The following is a 19,885-nucleotide window of genomic DNA, read 5'->3' as shown; positions in this document are numbered from 1 at the left end:
ACGGGATGAATATCGGGCAGGCCGCCGCAGCATCGGGCATATCGGCGAAGATGATCCGCCATTATGAAACCATCGGGCTCATCGAAGCTGCCGAAAGAACCGGCTCGGGCTATCGCGTCTATACGCAGAAAGACGTCGAGACCTTGCGCTTCATCCGCCGCAGCCGCGATCTCGGTTTTCAGGTCGATCAGATCAAGGAACTGCTGGCGCTCTGGCGCGATCGCAACCGCGCTTCGGCCGATGTCAAGAAGGTGGCGCTCGGCCATGTCGAGGAGCTGGAAGCCAAGATGCGCCAGTTGCAGGAAATGGCCGATACGCTGCGCCATCTCGCCAAAAACTGCCACGGCGACAACCGGCCCGATTGCCCCATCATCCATCAGCTTGCCGAAAGCGGCACGGAGAGCCGCAAACGCCCGGCACCGCGCAAAGGCGAATTGCTGCACGGCAAAGTCTGAGACCGTCAAATGAAAAACGCCGGGATTGCTCCCGGCGTTTTTCATTCATATCAGTGCCTCAGCCCTTCGGCAGCGTATAGGCGATCACATAATCGCCGGGCTTGGTGCCGACCGAGCCGTGGCCGCCCGCAACCATCAACACGAATTGCTGGTCGCCGACCGTATAGGTCATCGGCGTCGACTGGCCGCCAGCCGGAAGCCGGGCCTCCCAGAGCTGCTTGCCCGAAGTCAGGTCATAGGCGCGCAGATAGTCGTCCACCGCCGCACCCAGGAAGACGACGCCGCCAGCCGTGATCATCGGCCCGCCGATGCCTGGAACGCCGACTTTCAGCGGAAGCGGAACCGGCGACATGTCGCGGATCGTTCCGTTGCGATGCTTGTAGGCGATCTTGCCGGTGCGCAGGTCCACGCCCGCCACATAGCCCCATGGCGGCGTCTGGCAAGGAATGCCGAGCGGACCGAGGAACGGACCCATGAAGACGCCGTAGGGCGCGCCGTCATTGCGGTTGAGCCCCTGTTCGCTGCCCTTTTCATCCTGTCCCTTCGGCGGAATATCGGCACGCGGCACGAGGCGGGACGTGAAGGCGAGATAGGTCGGCATGCCGAACATGACCTGCCGCACCGGATCGACCGCCACGCTGCCCCAGTTGAACACACCGAAATTGCCCGGATAGACAATGGTTCCGCGCAGCGAGGGCGGCGTGTAGCGGCCTTCGTAAAACAACTGGTGGAACTTGATGCGGCAGGCAAGCTGATCGAACATCGTCACGCCCCACATGTCGCTTTCGCGCAAGGGCGGCGGGCTGAAGGTCAGATCGGAGATCGGCTGCGTCGGAGCCGTATGATCTTCCGGGATCGCGCCGGTCGGCGCCGGGATTTCCTTGACCGGAATGATCGGCTCGCCGGTGCGCCGGTCGAGAACATAGAGATCGCCCTGTTTGGTCGGGCCAACCAGCGCCGGAGCGCCATTGATATCCAGCAGGACCGGCTGGGCCGGAACGTCCATGTCCCACAGGTCGTGGTGCACCGTCTGGCGCACCCAGCGAACCTGTCCGGTGTTCACATCGAGGGCAACGATGGATGAGGAATATTTCTCCACATTCTCGCTGCGATCCATGCCGAGCTGGTCCGGCACCTTGTTGCCGAGCGGCACGAAAATCAGGCCCAGTTTTTCGTCGATGCTGGAAACCGACCAGCTATTGGGCGAGTTGGTCGTATAGAACTGGCCTTCCGGCAGCGGCGTGGTCACGTCCGGATTGCCGGAATCCCAGTTCCACAACAATTGCCCGGTGCGGATATCGAAGGCGCGGATGACGCCCGACTGTTCTTCGGTCGAGTAATTGTCGTTGACGGCACCGCCGACGATGATCTTGTCGCCGACCACCGCCGGGGGCGAGGTCGAGTAATAATAGCCAGCGGGGTTGTATTTCATGCCGTGGCTGAGGTCGAGCGTGCCGCCATTGGCGAAATCCGTGCAGATTTCCCCGGTCGCCGTGTCGAGCGCGATCAGGCGCGCATCGGATGTCGGCAGATAGACGCGCTCGGCGCATTTCGCGCCCGCCGTGGCGGTCGCATCCTTCCAGTAGCTGACGCCGCGGCAAGTCTGGTGCTGGCGGTCGGTGTTGAAGCCGACCTTGGGGTCGAACTTCCACTTTTCCTTGCCGGTCGCCGCATCGAGCGCAATCGCCCAGTTATGCGGCGTGCACAGATAGAGCGAATCGCCGATCTTGAGCGGCGTCACCTGATAGGTGGTTTCGCCCACATCCTGCGGCTGCTTCACATCGCCTGTCTGATATTGCCAGGCGACTTGCAGTTTGGCGACGTTTTCCGGCGTGACCTGCGTCAGCGGCGAATAGCGCTGGCCGTAGGGCGTGCGACCATATTGATGCCATTCGCCATCCGGTACATTGCCGCCGAGATCGGGCGTTGCGGCCATTTTTTCCGTCGGCAGGTCGCCTGCGATATTGTAGGGGTCCTGCGTCATGGAATAGCCCGCGACCACAAGCGCGACCAGCGATGCCACGCCCAGCGGCAAGCCCCCTCCGCCAGCGCCGCCATTGAGCGGCTTCCTGATCCATGGCGTCAGCAGCCAGAACCCGAGCAGCACTATGAGACCGCCGCGCGCGCCAAGCTGCCACCAGTCGAAGCCGACTTCATAAACGGCCCAGCCAAGCGAGCCGAGAATGACCAGAGCGTAAACCCACAGCGCGGCGGCGTTGCGCCGGAAAAGCAAAACGGCGGTGAGCAGAAAGCCAATCGCCGCGAGTATATAATACCAGCTGCCGCCCAGCGCGGCGAGCCAGATGCCGCCTGCGCCGAGCGCAAACCCGATCAAAAGAAGTACGAGAGAAGTTAACCAGATAAACAAGACATTACCCCCTTCCAGTACAACCGGCCTCCCGCTCCCTGCGGGAAAAACCGCGCGGACCAACCGCTCAACAATTTCGAAGGCATTCCTGATTTGGCCCGATATGGCCTGATATGGTCGCAAGTCTCGCAGCATTCCGTTTGCCGCACAACTCCATGCTGCCTGCCTATCCACATAGGCGAGCATGGAAAAAATCCAGAGAGCGGAAAGCTGTTTCTTTCGGCACGAAGGCTCGACGGCGGTGCGCTGCCCCTAAATTAAGGCAAAGCGAACGCAGAAGCGGTTTCAGCGCCTAAACGGCGCAAAACGCTGCGCGAATATGCAAATTTTCGCCAGTCAATTGCGGCGAACGTATGGCAAATTTGTGTATATTGTGGCTTTTTGCGGTCTTTTTTAAGATTTCAGGCGGAGCCGCGCATGATGAGATGGCTATCCAGACGGCGGATTTCCTTCTCGACTGCTGCCCCGCTTTCCTGCGCATTGATCCGCGAGAAAAGCATGTCGAGACCCAGTTGGGCGATTTGCCGATAGTCCTGCGCGACCGTCGTCAGCGGCGGACAGGTGAAGCGGCTGAGCGGATGGTCGTCGTGACCGGCGACGCGAAGATCACAGCCTTCCTCGCGCCCGACATGCCGCCGCCGTTCGAAAGCCGCGGAGATAACGCCGAAGGCCAGACGATCATTGGCGCAAAGAACCGTGCGCGTCGGAAACCCGCCGCGATCCAGAATCCGGCCTGCCTCCTGATAGCCCAGTTCCTCGAAATTCCAGTTCTTTGCAGCGATGGGAAGCACGATGGGTTCGACCCCCAGCCGCTCCATGGTTTCGATATAGGCCGAGCGCCGTTCCAGCGCATTCTGGTTGACAGCCGGCATTTCGAGGAAGCACGGGTGTTCGCCCGTTCGATAAAGATATTCGGTAATGTTGCCAATGCTTTGGCGATTATCGGTGCCGACAAAAGGCTGATCGTCGCCGATACGGCTGTCGAGGAAAACCGCAGGCGTCGAATCCGACAGGCTGGAAAGCAGCTTCGCATCCGTCTCGAAACCGAGCGGAGCCATCAGGACGCCAGCGATCTTGAGAGACATGAGCGTGCGCATCGCCCGCGCCTCGAGTTTCCTCTCGCCGTGCGATGACAGAACGATCGGCCAGTAGCCTTCCGCCAGACAGCGCATTTCGATCTGGCGGATGATTTCCGCATAGAACGGATCGGAGATATGGGGGACGATGACGCCGATATTCTTCGGCTTTTTGCGGTTGAGGCTGACCGCGAAGATGTTGGGCTGATAATTGTAATCCTTCAGCGCCTTCTCGATACGAAGGCGCGTCGAGGGCTTTACGCTTTCAGGATTGTCGAAATATTTCGAGACCGTGGGACGGGACAATCCGCTTGCGGATGCGAACTCTTCCATCGTCCTGATCTTCTGTTCGGTCATGCCCTCGTTTTCCCTCGGGTATCATAGCGGTTTTGCAGCGCCATTCACTTTTCTTTCCATGCGTAAATTTTTTTCCGCCCCAACGCAACAAATTTCAATGCGTTGCCAGTGGACGTTCCACGCTTTCCTGCTTCCATGGCGTCCCATCCGGGCGCATCATGCCCAAATTCAATCGTTATAATTTTTACACGTGAAAAATTTTATGTTGACACATTGAACAAGCTCTAGCATGTCTAGGGAAGCTCGATCAGAGCTGAAGGCCCTGCCCTTCGGGAGGTTTGAAGTTGGCGACAACGGATGAACCTGCAGGAAAAACCATTGTTCATGTCCCTATAGAAGGACGCCCCGGCGAGCGCCGGTCATTCGGAGGAAATCATGTTTCGCAAATCGCTCAGCCGCATTCTCTTTTCCGGCGTTGCGCTCGCCATGATGGCAGGCGCGGCATCTGCCGAAGGCATCGGCGCATCGCTTCTCACCCAGCAGCATCCGTTCTACATCTCGCTCGCAGACGCGATGAAGAAGGAAGCGCAGGCGGAGAATGTGCCGCTGGAAATCGCCATCGCCAATCAGGACCTGAGCAAGCAGCTCGCCGATGTGGAAGATTTCATTACCAAGGGCGTCGACGTCATCGTCATCTCGCCGGTTGACAGCAAGGGCGTTCGCTCGGCCATCAACAAGGCCCAGAAGGCAGGCATCAAGGTCATCACCGTCGATGTTCCGGCCAACAATGTCGATGTGACCTCCTTCGTCGGCACGGACAATTTCGCGGGCGGCGAAAAGGCCGCCGAACTGATGGCGAAGTCCATCGGTGAAAAGGGCAATGTCGCCGTTATCGATTACCCGACGGTTCAGTCGGTCGTGGATCGCATCGAAGGCTTCAAGAAGGGCATTGCAAAATATCCGGATATCAAGATCGTGGCGATCCAGCCGGGCATCACCCGTCCGGAAGCGCTTTCGGCTGCACAGAACATCCTGCAGGCCAACCCGGATATCGTCGGCATTTTTGGCTTCGGCGACGACGCCGCGCTGGCCGCGGCCTCGGCGGTTAAGTCGGCCAAGCTTGAAAACCAGGTCAAGGTGATCGGTTTCGACGGCATGGAAGAAGCCCGCAACGCCGTGAAGAACGATCCGGTCATGGTCGGCGTTATCGCCCAGTATCCGGACCAGATGGGCAAGGTTGCGGTTGAAACCGCGGCCAAGGTCATCAAGGGCGAGGAAGTCCCGGCCAAGCAGCCGATCGTTCCGGGCGTCGTCACCAAGGACGGCGAAACCAAGTAAGACCGCGTGAAACAGCGACACTCCTCCCAGTCGCTGTTTCCTTTCTGCGTGCGGCGGCCCGGCGAACACCACGCGCCTGCCGCCGCCGCATCCCTTTTGATCGCGGATTTCGTTCGGGCGAAGTCCTGCCGATAGTCTGAACAACGGAGAATGGAGGCCCCAAGAGTGACAGATACTGTGACAGCCGCCAAATCCGAACGAAAAGCCGTTTCGGACACCGTTCTCGAGATTCGCGATGTGGCAAAATCCTTCGGCCCGGTGGTCGCGCTGAAGCGCATGAACCTGACCGTGCGTCGCGGCCGGGTGCATACGCTGCTTGGCGAAAACGGCGCTGGCAAATCCACGCTGATGAAGATCCTGGCTGGCGTTTTCAAGCCGACCTCCGGCACCATCCTGCTGAAAGGCGCGACCTATACGCCGAAAGATCCGCGCGATGCACGCGCCAACGGCATTGCCATCGTCTTTCAGGAACTGAGCCTGTCGCGCAATCTCAGCGTTGCCGAAAACATCTTCGCCAATCATGAGCCGAGCCGTTTCGGTTTTATCCGGGAGCGCGAACTGAACGCCGCTGCCGAAAAGCTGATCGGCGAGCTTGGCCTGCCGGTCGATGCGCGCGCCAAGGTCGGCGACCTGTCGATTGCCCAGCGCCAGCTCGTCGAAATCGCCAAGGGCCTGAGCCAGCCTGCCGACGTGGTTATTCTGGACGAGCCGACCTCATCGCTTTCCGACAGCGAAGCGGAAATCCTGTTCTCGATCATCGAGCGCCTGAAAGCACGCGGCACGGCAGTCATCTACATCTCGCATCGCATGGAAGAAATCATGCGGCTTTCCGACGACATTACGGTCGTGCGGGACGGCGAATATGTCACCACCACGGAAAAGGGCGAGACCACCATCGAACGGCTGATCGCCCTGATGGTTGGCCGCGAGATGAACGACATCTATCCGCCGCGCGAAGCACCGCGCCCTGCGGACACAGTTGCGCCAATTCTCGAAACGAAGAACCTGTCCGTTCCGGGCAAATTTCACGAGGTTTCCATCGGCGTGAAGCCCGGTGAGGTTCTGGGCCTTTTCGGGCTGGTCGGGTCTGGCCGTTCGGACGTCATGAAGGCGCTGTTCGGGATGCTGCGGCCAACGGGTGAAATCCGCCTCGACGGAAAGCCTGTCACGCTCTCCTCACCGACCGACGCCATTCGCAACGGCATCGCCTTCGTGACAGAAAACCGCAAGGAAGAGGGCCTCGTTCTTCCGCACAGCGTGGAACGCAACATCAATATGGTCGGGCTCGGCCAGCTCGCAGGCCCGCTCGGGCTCATGCGGTCGAGGGCGGAGCGTTCCGCCGCCAAGGCGGAAGTGCTGCGGCTTGCCATCAAGACAGCTTCGCTCGACACGGTTGCCGGATCGCTCAGCGGCGGCAACCAGCAGAAGATCGTGCTGGCAAAGTGGCTGCAGACAAAGCCGCGCATCCTCATTCTCGATGAGCCGACACGCGGCGTCGATGTGGGCGCGAAATTCGAAATCTACCGCATCATCCGTGAACTTGCCGCCAATGGCGCGGCGATCCTGATGGTTTCCTCCGAACTGCCGGAAGTGCTGGGCCTCAGCGACCGCGTGGCAATCATGCATAACAAGCATGTCGCCGCCATTGTCGATGCCGATGGCCTCACGCCGGAAACCGTCATGAGCTACGCAGCAGGAATGCATCAATGAGCAACGCAGACATTCAGAAGAAAGCCGTGGACGCCGAAGTCCGCCGTTCGCTTTTCTCCTCCCCGCTGGTACGCCAATATGGCGGCATCATCATTTCGCTGGCCGTGCTCTGCGTGGTCTTCGCGGTGCTGAACCCGCGCTTTCTCGCCTTCAACAACTTCATGAACATCATGCAGCAGGTGGCGGTGATTGCCGTTGCCGCCTATGGCATGACCTATGTGATCCTGCTCGGCGAAATCGATCTTTCCATCGGCTCCATCATCGCCGTTTCCGGCATGGTGGCGGCGCAAGCCTTCGCCATGGGGTTCGGCTTCGTGCCAACCATAGTCTTCACGCTTGCGGCGGGCGCGATCATGGGCGGGCTGAACGGCGTGCTTTCGGCAAAACTGATGCTGCCCTCCTTCATCGTCACGGTCGCGACCATGGGCATCTATCGCGGCATGGTCAGCCTGCCGACCAATGGCGCGCCCGAGATCATTGAGAACGATGCATGGCTTGCCATCGGTTCTGAAAGCTGGCTCGGCCTGCCGATCATCATCTGGATCGTCGGCGTCCTGTTCATCTTCAACTATATCCTTCTGTCGAAGACGGTCTTCGGCCGCCGCATCTATCTGTCGGGCGGCAACAAGGAAGCAGCGATCTATTCCGGCATCCGCGTGGACCGCATCAAGATCATCGTCTTCATGCTCTCCGGCGTGATGGCGGCGATCAGCGGCATCCTGCTTTCCTCGCGCCTGTCCTCCGCGCAGACCAATGCGGGCATGGGCTATGAACTCGACGCCATTGCGGCGGTGGTGCTTGGCGGCACCTCGCTTGCCGGCGGCGTCGGCACTATGGTCGGCACCATTCTGGGCGCGCTCATCATCGGCGTCATCAACAACGGCATGAACATGCTGTCTGTGCCCTATTTCTACCAGCTCATCGTCAAGGGCGTGGTCATTCTGGTCGCCGTCTGGCTCGACGTGCGCTCGAAATCCATGCGCACGTAATCGCGGTACCACACATGAAAAAGATCATCACCATCGGCGAGATCGTCGTCGAAATCATGGCCGTGGAAACCGGCAACGGCTTCAAGTCCGCCATTCCGTTGATCGGTCCGTTCGCTTCCGGCGCGCCTGCGATCTTTATCGATCAGGTAGCCAAGATGGACCAGCCCTGCGGCATGGTCAGCGCCGTCGGCAATGACGATTTCGGCGCGCTCAATGTCGAGCGCCTGCAAAGAGACGGCGTGGACGTATCGGCCATCGGCGTGCATCCGACAGCCGCCACCGGCAGCGCCTTCGTGCGCTATCGCCCGGACGGCAACCGCGATTTCATCTTCAACATCAAGCACAGCGCATGCAGCGCCATCGGCCTGACGCCGGAAGCCGAAAAGCTGATCGAGACCGCCGATCACCTGCATATCATGGGTTCGGCGCTGTTCTCCGACGGCATTGTTTCGGCAATCCACGAGGCGACGATCCGCATCAAGGCGAAGGGCGGCACCGTGTCCTTCGACCCGAATATCCGCAAGGAAATGCTGGAACTGCCGGGCATGCGCCAGGCATTGGCCCATGCGCTGGAGAACACTGACCTGTTCATGCCGAGCGGCCCGGAAATCTTTCTCTTCACCAAGGCGACCGAGGAAAAGGCAGCGGTGGAAGAACTTCTGGCGCGCGGCATCAAGGCCGTGGTGGTCAAGCGCGGCGCGGAAGGCGCCAGCTATTTCGACAAGTCCGGCGAAGTTTTCGCGCCTGCCTTCAAGGTGGAGGAAATCGACCCGACCGGCGCAGGCGACAGTTTTGGCGCGGCATTCGTCACCTGCTGGCTGCGCGGCATGGCGCCGAAGGACGCTCTCGTCATCGCCAATGCCACCGGCGCGCGCGCCGTCGGCGTCAAGGGACCGATGGAGGGCACCTCGACCATGGCTGAAATCGATGCCTTCCTTCAGAAATACGGAGTTCCAGCATGAGCAGCACGAAAGTCTTGAGCGCACTTCCCGCACGTTACGCCAGCGGCGTTCGCGGCGGCATCACCTCGATCTGCTCCGCGCATCCTCTGGTCATTGAAGCCGCCCTTCTGGAAGGCGTTGCGACCAATACGGACGTCCTGATCGAGGCCACCTGCAATCAGGTCAATCAGGATGGCGGCTATACGGGCATGACGCCTGCCGATTTCCGCCATTTCGTGGAAGAAATCGCGGCCCGCGTCGGCTTCGACACCAAGCGGCTCATTCTGGGCGGCGACCATCTTGGCCCCAACCCGTGGAAGCACCTGCCCGCCGAGGAAGCCCTTGCGAAATCGGACGTGATGATCGACGCATTCGTGCGCGCAGGCTTCACCAAGATCCATCTCGACACGTCGATGGGTTGCGCCGGCGAGCCGGTCGCGCTGCCGGATGCCGTGACCGCCGAGCGCGCGGCGCGTCTTGCCAAGGTTGCCGAAGCAGCGGCCCGTGAAGCCGGATATGACCTGCCGGTCTACATCATCGGCACCGAAGTACCGATCCCCGGCGGCGCGATGGAAGAAATCGAGGAGCTGGAACTGACCAAGCCGGATGCGGCGGTTGAAACCGTCTCCATTCACCGCAAGGCTTTCGCGGCGCTGGGACTGGAAGACGCCTTTGCCCGCGCCATCGGCGTCGTGGTGCAGCCAGGCGTCGAGTTCGGCAACGAGAACGTGGTCTTCTACAACAGCGACAAGGCAACCGCGTTGAGCGGCGTTCTCGGCGAAATGCCGCAATTCGTGTTCGAGGCGCATTCGACCGACTACCAGCCGGTGGAAGCGCTTTCCGATCTCGTGCACGATGGTTTTGCTATTTTGAAAGTCGGTCCCGGCCTGACTTTCGCGCTGCGCGAGGCGCTCTATGGTCTCGACCAGATTGCCGCCTTCCTCGACAAGCTGCCGGAAGAGGAAACCCTGCGCGGCAAGATGGAAGCGCTGCTTCTGGCCGAGCCGAAGAACTGGGAAAAATACTACCATGGCGACGCGGAAGAACTGCGGCTGCAACGCCATTTTTCCTATAGCGACCGCATTCGCTATTACTGGCCGCATCCGGTCGCAACGGCTGCTGTCAATGCGCTTTTGAAGCGTCTCGAAGGCCGCAAGATACCGGAAACGCTGATCAGCCAGTATCTCGGCACGCTCTATCCGGCTGTGGCCTCAGGTGCGGTGGAAGCAACGCCCCACGCCTTGATGGTAGAGGCCGTGCGCAATGTTGTGCGGACTTACGGCAAGGCTGTCGGCACTCATTGATCATTGTTTGTATGCATTATCCGACGCAAAACCGCTTCGCACTTTTGCTGGAAATGCCCTGAAACAGAAAGGCGCGGTCAAAACCCCAGCCGCTCACGTAAATGTGGAATCGGGTCAGCAGTAGTCCTTAAGTAGTCCTTCAAACGGAGGTTGGTGGGGTTGTTGCTTATGGCGCACTTTTCTTCGGGGGGGCGAAAAGGCAAACAAGCTCGCCCCTTCTATTATTCGTTCAAATCGCGGATAATAGAAGGGGCGATCTTATGGGACAAATCGGTGCACATGAAGCGATTTGAAATCTATGCAAATGACGTTTTGGTCGGCAGCAGTTCTCTTGAGAGCGGCGATCCGCCTATGGGCGTTGCCTTTGGCAACCTGCTGACGACACCCTCCTTCCATACTGATCTGATCGATAGGGGCGTTCTGACTGTCATGCTCGATGGAGTATCGATTCCGTCAAGCGGAGGCGTTGTTATCGAAGACTATTCCAAGGAAGCGAATGAAATTCTCGTCGCTATCCTCGGAATAGATCATCAGCTTTATGAAGAATTGTTCCCGGAGCATGTAGCGGCCTACCAGGCACAATTCTAGTTGAAAAGGCGTAACCATCGTTTCCCGCGCGAACAGTGCTCAGCTGGATCTTCTTTGCGGCGAATATTCGAAATTGACGCAATCTTATCGATTCCAGATTTACGCAAGTGGCTGGGGTTAAAAGCGCGCCTTTCTTTTGCTCAGACCTCTATCGGGCTTTTAAAAGCCTTGAGCCGCAAGGCATTGCTCAGAACAAAAATGCTTGAGAATGCCATGGCGCCCGCCGCCAGAACCGGCGACAACAGCGTGCCGGTGAAGGGATAGAGGACACCGGCTGCGACCGGGATCAGCGCCACGTTATAGGCGAAGGCCCAGAACAGGTTTTCACCGATATTGCGGATCGTCGCCTTGGATATGGCGATGGCATTGACCACGCCGCGCAGGTCGCCAGACATCAGCACCACATCCGCACTTTCAATCGCAATATCCGTTCCGGTGCCAATGGCGATACCGACATCGGCGGCAGCGAGAGCAGGCGCATCGTTGATGCCGTCGCCGACAAAGGCAATCCGCTTGCCGCCCGCCGAAAGACGCTTCAGCGCCTCGACCTTGCCGTCCGGCAGCACTTCCGCAACCACTTCATCGATGCCCAGACGTTTTGCGATGGCCTCAGCCGTGCGGCGATTATCGCCGGTAATCATCGCGACCTTCAGCCCCTGCTCGTGAAGGGCCGCAATCGCCGCTGGCGTGGTTTCCTTCATCGGGTCGGCGACCGTCAGGATTGCCGCCAACTTGCCATCAATGGCCGCATAAAGCGGAGACTGTCCTTCATCGCCAAGACGCTTCGCATCATGGGCAAACGCAGCCACATCGTGTCCAAGCTTTGCCATGTAACGGTCAGCACCGATGGCGACCTCATGGCCGGAAACCTGCGCCTTCAAGCCGAAACCGGGCACGGCCTCGAAAGCGGAAACCTCCGCGAGCTTCAATCCCTTGGCCTTTGCCGCTTCCACGATCGCGTCGGCAATCGGGTGTTCGGAACGGGCTTCCACAGCGGCGACCAGCGCCAGAAGCTCGTCCTTGTCGAAGCCCTCGACGGTTGCAAAGTGCGCCAGTGCAGGCTTGCCCTGTGTCAGCGTTCCGGTCTTGTCGACGGCAATGACGGAAGCATCGCGCAAGGTTTGCAAGGCGTCACCGCGGCGGAACAGGACGCCGAACTCGGCTGCGCGACCGGTGCCGACCATGATCGAGGTCGGCGTGGCCAAGCCCATGGCGCACGGGCAGGCGATGATGAGAACCGCGATGGCGTTCACCAGCGCGTAGCCCAGCATGGCCGTGCCGCCAATCGCCAGCCACAGGGCGAAGGTCAGGGCGGCGGCGGCCATCACCGCAGGCACGAACCAGCCGGTCACCTTGTCGACCATGGCCTGAATGGGCAGCTTGTCGGCCTGCGCATCCTCCACCATGCGGATGATCTGCGAGATCACCATGTCGCGGCCAACGTTGGTGGCGCGGAAGGTGAAGGCGCCGGTCTTGTTGATCGTGCCGCCGACCACTTCCGCGCCTTTTTCCTTGGCGACGGGCACGGGTTCGCCGGTGATCATCGATTCATCGACATAAGAGGAACCTTCGGTCACTTCGCCGTCGACCGGCACTTTTTCGCCGGGACGCACCTGCACGATATCGCCTGCGCGAACATCTTCGAGCGGCACATCGACCGTTTCGCCATCACGCACGACCCGCGCCGACTTCGCCTGCAAGCCGACGAGACGGCTGATCGCCGCGCTGGTGCGCCCCTTGGCGCGCGCTTCCAGATAGCGGCCTATCAGGATGAGCGTCACGATCACCGCCGCCGCCTCGAAATAGACATTGACGGTTCCTTCCGGCAGGAGGCCGGGGAAGAAGGTGGCGACGATGGAAAAGCCCCAGGCGGCCAGCGTGCCGACAACGACAAGCGAATTCATGTCCGGCGTGCCGCGCAACAGGGTCGGGACGCCCTTTTTGAAAAAGCGCAGGCCCGGCCCGAACAGGACGAGCGTGGTCAGCACGAATTGCAGATACCAGCTGTTCTGCATCCCGATGCGGTCGGCGACGAACATGTGAATGGCCGGAATGAGGTGTGACCCCATTTCCATGATAAACACCGGCAGGGTCAGCACGGCGGCAAGGATGACGCTTTTCTTCAGCTCCGCCGCTTCCGCATCCCGCTTTTCGGCCTGTGTCTCGGGCCTTGCATCGGATACGTCCTCGGCCAGCGAGCGGGCTTCATAGCCCGCCTGCTCAACCGCCTTGACGAGATCGGAAGTCTGGACCGGACCCGCCAGTTCCACATGGGCGCGTTCGGTCGCGAGGTTGACGCTGGCGCGCGTCACGCCCGGCACGGCGTTGAGGGCTTTTTCCACCTTGCTGACGCAAGACGCGCAGCTCATACCTTCGATGGCAAGATCGACGCTGCCCGCCGGCACATCGTAGCCCGCCTTGCGGATGGCCTCGACCACCGATGGCAAATCCGGCGCGCCCTTGAACGTCACGTCGGCGCGCTCCGTGGCGAGATTGACGGAAACCTTGTCGACACCCGGAACTTTCGCCACGGCCTTTTCCACGGACGACACGCATGATGCGCAGGTCATCCCCTCGACCGGCACGGGAAAACTGATGGTTTCGTGATTAACTGGCTTGTTCATGGCAATCCCTTTCACTGCCCCGGGAAGGGCAAAATTCGAGAATTGCTCTTTAAATAGTCCTTCCAACCGTTGGAAGGTCAAGCCCTTTTGAAACAAGGTCCGCTATATATTACGGCATCCGCTCACGCAGGTTGGGCAGAGGGCTCTAAATCGGCAATGTGTTATGCGCCGCGACCAGCCCCAGCCCTGCATTGCTGCGATTCTGGATGAAGGACTGCACGTCGCCAGCGGGCATCGGACGGCCTGTGAGGAAACCCTGCACCTCACCGAAACGTTCGGTCTTCAGACGCTCGAGCTGTTGCGCGGTTTCCACGCCTTCTGCCGTGGTGACAATGTTGAAGCCCGCACCGAGCGTCGCGACCGCCTGAATGATGGCCAGATCGCGCGTATCGACCTCGATCCCCGAAACGAAACTGCGATCGATCTTGATCTTGTCGAAGGGGAATGAACGCAGATAGCTCAGCGACGAATAACCGGTTCCAAAATCATCCATCGCAATACGAACACCCAGCCGCCGCAGCTCGAACAGCAGCTCGATATTGTTCTTGGAGTTGGAGAGAAAGACCGATTCCGTGATTTCAAGCTCAAGCCTGTCTGGCGAAAGCCGCGCCGCTTCCAGCGCGTCCTTGACCGATTGCAGGAGCGTCGTCTGGCTGAACTGGACCGGCGAAAGATTGACGGAGACCTTGATGTCCTCCGGCCACAGTGCCGCTTCCCGACATGCCGCCCGCAAGACCCAGTCGCCAATCGGCCCGATCAGCCCGGTTTCTTCCGCCAGGGGGATGAATTCGGCAGGTGAAACCATGCCGCGATCCGGATGACGCCAGCGGATCAGCGCCTCGAAGCCGGAAATCCTGCCGCTTTCGAGGTTGAATATCGGCTGGTAGTGAAGCTCGAACTGCTCGTCCAGAAGCGCCTGCCGAAGCTCGCCGGTCATGACGTGACGCTTCTCGGCTGCCAGACGCAAGGAGTGCTGATAGAAACGGAATGTGCGGCGTCCGCCGGATTTCGACGCGTAAAGCGCGAGATCGGCGTTGCGCATCAACGCATCGGGATTGTCGCCGTGCAGCGGCGCTTGGGCAATGCCCATGCTGCAGGTGACAAATTCCGAATTGCCGACCAGTTTGAACGCGTCCTGAAAAGCGGAAAGCACGCGGTCGGCAAACATCGCGATCTGCCCCAGCGTTCCGCTGCGATAAACGATTGCGAACTCGTCGCCGCCCAGCCGCGCAATGAATTCGTCCGGCGTCGTAATCTGTTTCAGCCGACGCGCCACTTCCTGCAAAAGCTGATCGCCCGCCTGATGCCCGATACTGTCGTTGATGTTCTTGAAATGATCGATGTCGAGATAGAACAATGCGAAAGGCTCGCAATCCCCGCCCTTCTTCAGCAGGCTCTCGACATGGTGGGCAAAATAGGCCCGGTTCGGCAGTCCGGTCAGGCTGTCATGCATGGCGATATGCGCCATGCGTTCCTCGATTTCGCGCCGCTCGGTAATGTCCTCGAGAAGCCCGATCAAATAACGAGGCTCGCCACCTTCGACCGGCGGAATGGAGCATCTTATGATCCGCATCGTGCGTGACGTGCCGTCCTTGCGCTCGACCTTGCGTTCGACGCTCAGCACATCCCGGCGTCGCATCGCCATGCGGTCCTGCTCGATGATGACGGCTGCCTCGCCCTTTGGGAAAAGATCGAGGTCGGTCGCGCCGATGGCTTCTTCTACCGGCTGCCCGCTCGCGACCGACGCGGCCTGATTGAACAGCACGTAACGGCCATCATCCTGCATGTCCTTGACGAACACGCCAAGCGGCAGGTTATTGACGAGGCTGTCCAGCAAGGTCTGCGCGTGACTTGCCTGACGATTGGCCTCCGTCAGTTCGGTCCTGTCCTGAACAATGGCGAGAATCGCCTCCTTGCCGTCGAACAGCACCTGGCGTCCGTAGGTCAGAACGTCGATGATTTCACCATTGGCGCGCAGATGCTGCCACCGCTCCGGGCGCTCAAGGTCGCTGCGATCGCGAATGGCGGCCAGCATCCGGTCCCGCTCGGTTTGCGGGCGAATATCGAGCACGGTCATGGCCGGGATTTCGTCGGCTGTATATCCGTACAGCCGGTACGCGGCATCATTCATCACGATAAAGCGCAGCGTCTCCGGGTCATAGACCCACATGGGTGTCGGATGTGTCGTGAAAAGGATGCGGAAGTCCTGTTCGGACGTGCGCGCCATCGTACCTTCCGCCGAAGCCGAAGCGCCCCCCCGCTTCTTCATCGCATTCCCCTCATCCTACTGATCCTACAGGATTATACAGATCCGCTCCCCGAGCAGACCGTCTCGTTTGTTGGCACTATGAGCAACCCGATTCAGATGCACCCCGAGCATAGATTAAAACCGATAATTTTAATAAACCATATACAAATTGGGGATCGGTTTAAGGAATTTCTTTAAAATCGGACTTTTTCCATCGCTTGACCGCCTTCAACTTCCGGCCTATGCCTATAGGCGCAAAATTCGTTGGGGTGCCTTCGAAGCAATATCCGGAAAAGCGCTCGGCGGTTTTCCGTTCCATATTGCGACACAAGAGGCTGAGAGGCGCGTTCTCGCGTCAACCCATTGAACCTGATCCGGGTAATACCTGCGTAGGGAACGGAGTTTGGCGCGTCGCGGACGGGGCAATAGCCCCAATGGGGTCTCGGCTCCGACAAGGTTCATGACGTCTCATCTTCCGTTCGGAATGAGAGACGGCATGATGGACCAAAAGAACAGTTTCTCCCGAACCAATTCAACGAGCGACCCGTCGCGGTCCGTGCCCATATGCGTGACCATTGCCGGTTCCGACAGCGGCGGCGGCGCGGGCATACAGGCCGACCTCAAGACATTTTCCGCACTTGGCGTTTATGGCGCGAGCGTCATTGCCGCCGTTACCGTGCAGAACACCTGCACGGTAAGCGCCGTGCACGATATACCGCCCGCCATCGTCGCCGGGCAGATCGACGCCGTTTTCAGCGATCTCGACGTGGCGGCTGTGAAGATCGGCATGGTTTCCGTGCCCGAAACAATCGAGGCCATCGCGCGCGGCCTCGCGCATTTTTCCGGTCCGGTCGTTGTCGATCCGGTGATGGTGGCAAAATCCGGCGACCGGCTTTTGAGCGAAAACGCCATTGCGCTTCTGCGCCGGAAACTCATCCCGCTGGCGACGCTTTTGACGCCCAACCGGCCGGAAGCGGCGTGCCTCCTCGGCTGCGGTCTGGCAGCGGACGATACGGGCGCCGAGGAACAAGGACGCGCCTTGCTCGACCTCGGCGCGAAGGCCGTTCTGATGAAAGGCGGCCATGCGGAAGGCGACACCTGCGTCGATCTGCTGGTGCGCCGCGACTTGCCGACGCTGCGCCTTGAGGCCCCCCGTATCCTGACCGCCAATACCCATGGAACAGGCTGCACGCTTTCTTCGGCCATTGCCGCAGAACTGGCCCGGAACCTGCCGCTGGAAAAGGCTGTGCTTTCCGCCCATGCCTATCTGCAAGGGGCGATCCGCGCAGCCGACCGCCTGAAGGTCGGGCACGGCCATGGCCCGGTGCATCATTTTCATGACCTCTGGAAAACCCGAACCGGGGAGATTGCGTGATGCGCGTCACCATCATCGGAGCGGGTGTGGCCGGTCTTGCCACTGCCGCCGAGTTTACAGATCAGGGCCATGCCGTCACCGTCATCGCCAAAAGTGCCGAGATCGGCTCCGACAGCTGCTCGTGGTTTGCGGGCGGAATGCTGGCTCCCTGGTGCGAGGGCGAAAGCGCCGAAGAACCCGTGGTGCGCCTCGGGCAGGATGCCATCGGCTGGTGGGAGCGCCACGTCTCGACCGTCAGGCGCAAGGGAACGCTCGTGCTCTCCCACACGCGGGACATGAGCGAGTTGCGCCGCTTCGCCCGCCGGACGGAAGCCTTCGATACAATCGATCAGGACAGCATCGATGCGCTGGAACCCGATCTCGCCGGGCGGTTCAGGCAGGGCCTGTTCTTTGCCGGCGAAGGCCATCTCGATCCGCGCAAGACGCTGATCGAACTGGCCGAAAGGCTGCGGCAACAGGGCGTGGTCTTTCATCTTGGCGTCGACGCCAAAGACATATCCATCGCGGCGGATATCACCGTCGATGCGCGCGGCCTTGCCGCCCGCGACACCTTGCAGGACCTGCGCGGCGTCAAAGGCGAGATGCTGATCGTGCGCTCGCGCGACATCAATCTTTCGCGGCCCGTGCGCCTCCTGCATCCGCGCATCCCGCTTTACATCGTGCCGCGCGGCGACGGCATTCACATGATCGGCGCCACCATGATCGAAAGCGACGACCGCCACGGCATCAGCGTGCGCTCCACGCTGGAACTCCTGAGTGCGGCCTACGCGCTGCACCCGGCCTTCGGCGAGGCGGAAATACTGGAAGTGGGCGTCGATGCGCGTCCCGCCTTTGCCGACAACCTGCCGCGCGTGCGCAGGCGCGGCGACACCGTCTATGTCAACGGCCTTTACCGGCACGGTTTCCTGCTTTCGCCCGCGGTCGCCCGCATGGCGGTCGCGGTTGCAACCGACGCCGAGGCTGAGCCCGACTTCGTGGAGGACTATGCATGACTATCGTTTTGAACGGCGAGGCGCACGAAACCGCCTCGGCCACGCTCGCCGCCCTTCTCAAGGAAATCGCGCTTGATGAAGCCGTGGTCGCAACCGCGCTCAACGGCGAATTCATACCCGCCGACGCGCGGGAAGACGCAAACATTTCCGAAGGTGACCGCATCGAAGTGCTCGCTCCGATGCAGGGAGGCTAAGATGCTGGAATTTTACGGAAAACAATTCGAAAGCCGCCTGCTGCTCGGCACGGCGCAATATCCCTCGCCCGCTATTCTTGCCGATGCGGTGCGCGCCTCCGGGGCCGGTATCGTTACCGTGTCACTGCGCCGCGAAAGCGGCAACATGCGTGCCGGTCAGGACTTCTGGACGCTGATCCGGGAACTGGGCGTGCAGGTTCTGCCCAATACGGCTGGCTGTCATACGGCCCGTGAAGCAGTCACCACGGCAAAAATGGCGCGGGAAATCTTCGGCACCAACTGGATCAAGCTGGAAGTCATCGGCGACCATGACACATTGCAGCCCGACCCGTTCGGTCTTGTGGAAGCGGCAGGCACGCTCTGCGACGATGGTTTCGAGGTCTTTCCCTATATGAATGACGATCTGGTCGTCGCGGAAAAACTCCTTGAAGCCGGTTGCAAGGTGCTGATGCCGTGGGGGGCACCCATCGGCTCGGGCCGCGGCCTCAATAATCCTTACGCGCTGAAAACCATGCGCGCGCATTTCCCCGATGTTCCGCTGGTAGTCGATGCAGGCATCGGCGTGCCATCCCATGCGGCGGCGGCGATGGAGCTGGGCTATGACGCCGTGCTCATCAACACTGCCGTCGCCAAGGCTGGCGATCCGGTCGCCATGGCGCGCGGCTTCGCACTGGCGGTCGAGGCCGGACGGCTCGCTTTTGAGGCGGACGCCATCGAAGCACGCGATATGGCCGCCCCCTCCACTCCCCTTATCGGAAAGGCGTTTTTGTGATGGCCCTCGATCCGTTCTACCCGATCTTCGACAGCGCAAAATGGCTGGAGCGCATGGTGCCGCTCGGCGTCAGGCTGGTGCAGTTGCGCATCAAGGACAAGAGCGAGCCGGAACTGCGCGCTGAAATCCGTGCGGCTCGCGACATATGCATTGGCCATGACTGCCAGCTGATCGTCAACGACTATTGGAAACTGGCGCTCGAGGAAGGCTGCGATTTCATCCATCTGGGTCAAGAAGATCTTGATGAAGCCGATCTCGATGCCATTCGCGCCGGTGGCCTGAAGCTCGGCGTTTCAAGCCATGACAAGGCGGAACTTGGCCGCGCCCTGTCGGTAAAGCCTGACTATATCGCGCTCGGCCCCGTCTATCCCACCATTCTCAAGAAAATGAAATGGCACGAACAGGGACTGGATCGCGTGCGCGAGTGGAAAGCGGCGCTTGGCGATATTCCGCTTGTCGGCATCGGCGGCATGAATGTGGACCGCGCGCCCGGCGTTTTTGATGCCGGAGCCGATATCGTGTCCGTCGTCACCGACATTACCCTCAATGCCGATCCGGAGGCCCGCCTGCGGCAATGGATCGAAATTACACGGCCTCATGTAATGTAGTTTCTG

At 60.3% G+C, this 19,885-nt stretch carries 16 protein-coding genes and 1 riboswitch; of the genes, 12 read left to right on the top strand and 4 right to left on the bottom strand.

Going from position 1 to position 19,885, the window contains the following annotated elements; genetic code table 11:
- Nucleotides 1-5: 5 nt before the first annotated feature.
- The gene (gene cueR / locus F9K78_RS12030) at nucleotides 6-455 is read left to right on the top strand and encodes a Cu(I)-responsive transcriptional regulator (protein ID WP_121985699.1); all 450 of its coding nucleotides are present in this window, start codon (nucleotides 6-8) and stop codon (nucleotides 453-455) included.
- A gap of 58 nt (nucleotides 456-513) precedes the next feature.
- Here the strand turns inward: cueR and F9K78_RS12025 are convergent, their stop codons facing one another.
- Together F9K78_RS12025 and F9K78_RS12020 are read right to left on the bottom strand one after the other, a co-directional pair.
- A complete protein-coding gene (locus tag F9K78_RS12025; protein WP_121985700.1) occupies nucleotides 514-2,823 on the bottom strand; it encodes a glucose/quinate/shikimate family membrane-bound PQQ-dependent dehydrogenase in 2,310 nt (769 codons plus the stop codon).
- Between the two features lie 401 nt (nucleotides 2,824-3,224).
- Nucleotides 3,225-4,256 carry a LacI family DNA-binding transcriptional regulator gene (locus F9K78_RS12020; protein WP_121985701.1) on the bottom strand — a complete coding sequence of 344 codons (1,032 nt, stop codon included), beginning with the start codon at nucleotides 4,254-4,256 and terminating at the stop codon, nucleotides 3,225-3,227.
- 375 nt (nucleotides 4,257-4,631) lie between these two features.
- Between F9K78_RS12020 and F9K78_RS12015 the strand changes: the two genes are divergently transcribed.
- From F9K78_RS12015 to F9K78_RS11990, 6 genes are all read left to right on the top strand, one after another.
- Nucleotides 4,632-5,534, top strand: coding sequence for a substrate-binding domain-containing protein (locus tag F9K78_RS12015; RefSeq protein ID WP_121980778.1), 903 nt, complete (start codon nucleotides 4,632-4,634; stop codon nucleotides 5,532-5,534).
- Between the two features lie 150 nt (nucleotides 5,535-5,684).
- The gene (locus F9K78_RS12010) at nucleotides 5,685-7,244 is read left to right on the top strand and encodes a sugar ABC transporter ATP-binding protein (RefSeq protein ID WP_174813443.1); all 1,560 of its coding nucleotides are present in this window, start codon (nucleotides 5,685-5,687) and stop codon (nucleotides 7,242-7,244) included.
- Nucleotides 7,241-8,233, top strand: coding sequence for an ABC transporter permease (locus tag F9K78_RS12005; RefSeq protein WP_162929741.1), 993 nt, complete (start codon nucleotides 7,241-7,243; stop codon nucleotides 8,231-8,233). Before F9K78_RS12010 ends, F9K78_RS12005 begins: the two co-directional genes overlap by 4 nt.
- A 14-nt stretch (nucleotides 8,234-8,247) precedes the next feature.
- Nucleotides 8,248-9,195: a tagatose kinase gene (locus tag F9K78_RS12000; RefSeq protein ID WP_121985703.1), complete on the top strand. Its 948-nt coding sequence runs from the start codon at nucleotides 8,248-8,250 to the stop codon at nucleotides 9,193-9,195.
- Nucleotides 9,192-10,478, top strand: coding sequence for a D-tagatose-bisphosphate aldolase, class II, non-catalytic subunit (locus F9K78_RS11995; RefSeq protein WP_121985704.1), 1,287 nt, complete (start codon nucleotides 9,192-9,194; stop codon nucleotides 10,476-10,478). Before F9K78_RS12000 ends, F9K78_RS11995 begins: the two co-directional genes overlap by 4 nt.
- Before the next feature lie 153 nt (nucleotides 10,479-10,631).
- Nucleotides 10,632-11,066, top strand: coding sequence for a hypothetical protein (locus F9K78_RS11990; RefSeq protein ID WP_167518114.1), 435 nt, complete (start codon nucleotides 10,632-10,634; stop codon nucleotides 11,064-11,066).
- Between the two features lie 140 nt (nucleotides 11,067-11,206).
- Here the strand turns inward: F9K78_RS11990 and F9K78_RS11985 are convergent, their stop codons facing one another.
- Together F9K78_RS11985 and F9K78_RS11980 are read right to left on the bottom strand one after the other, a co-directional pair.
- Nucleotides 11,207-13,690: a heavy metal translocating P-type ATPase gene (locus F9K78_RS11985; protein ID WP_121985706.1), complete on the bottom strand. Its 2,484-nt coding sequence runs from the start codon at nucleotides 13,688-13,690 to the stop codon at nucleotides 11,207-11,209.
- A gap of 145 nt (nucleotides 13,691-13,835) precedes the next feature.
- Complete coding sequence (locus tag F9K78_RS11980; protein ID WP_121985707.1) at nucleotides 13,836-15,959, bottom strand: putative bifunctional diguanylate cyclase/phosphodiesterase; 2,124 nt, start codon at nucleotides 15,957-15,959, stop codon at nucleotides 13,836-13,838.
- 234 nt (nucleotides 15,960-16,193) lie between these two features.
- Nucleotides 16,194-16,351: riboswitch (TPP riboswitch) on the top strand.
- Nucleotides 16,352-16,437: 86 nt separating this feature from the next.
- Here F9K78_RS11980 and thiD point away from each other — a divergent pair.
- Genes thiD through F9K78_RS11955 form a run of 5 tightly spaced genes read left to right on the top strand, consistent with a single transcriptional unit; the run spans nucleotide 16,438 to nucleotide 19,879 of the window.
- Nucleotides 16,438-17,313 (top strand): bifunctional hydroxymethylpyrimidine kinase/phosphomethylpyrimidine kinase, encoded by an 876-nt coding sequence (gene thiD, locus F9K78_RS11975; protein WP_121985807.1) that lies wholly within the window; start codon nucleotides 16,438-16,440, stop codon nucleotides 17,311-17,313.
- Nucleotides 17,313-18,305, top strand: a complete 993-nt coding sequence (locus F9K78_RS11970) for an FAD-dependent oxidoreductase (RefSeq protein WP_121985708.1) — start codon at nucleotides 17,313-17,315, stop codon at nucleotides 18,303-18,305. Before thiD ends, F9K78_RS11970 begins: the two co-directional genes overlap by 1 nt.
- Complete coding sequence (gene thiS, locus F9K78_RS11965; RefSeq protein WP_121980771.1) at nucleotides 18,302-18,499, top strand: sulfur carrier protein ThiS; 198 nt, start codon at nucleotides 18,302-18,304, stop codon at nucleotides 18,497-18,499. Before F9K78_RS11970 ends, thiS begins: the two co-directional genes overlap by 4 nt.
- Before the next feature lies 1 nt (nucleotide 18,500).
- Nucleotides 18,501-19,271: a thiazole synthase gene (locus F9K78_RS11960; protein ID WP_121985709.1), complete on the top strand. Its 771-nt coding sequence runs from the start codon at nucleotides 18,501-18,503 to the stop codon at nucleotides 19,269-19,271.
- Nucleotides 19,268-19,879, top strand: a complete 612-nt coding sequence (locus tag F9K78_RS11955; RefSeq protein WP_208851919.1) for a thiamine phosphate synthase — start codon at nucleotides 19,268-19,270, stop codon at nucleotides 19,877-19,879. Before F9K78_RS11960 ends, F9K78_RS11955 begins: the two co-directional genes overlap by 4 nt.
- Nucleotides 19,880-19,885 lie beyond the last annotated feature (6 nt).

Source organism: Brucella pseudintermedia (genome assembly GCF_008932435.1).
GTDB lineage: Bacteria > Pseudomonadota > Alphaproteobacteria > Rhizobiales > Rhizobiaceae > Brucella > Brucella pseudintermedia.
Note: the sequence above shows the minus strand (reverse complement) of the source record. Positions and strands in the feature narration are given on the sequence as shown.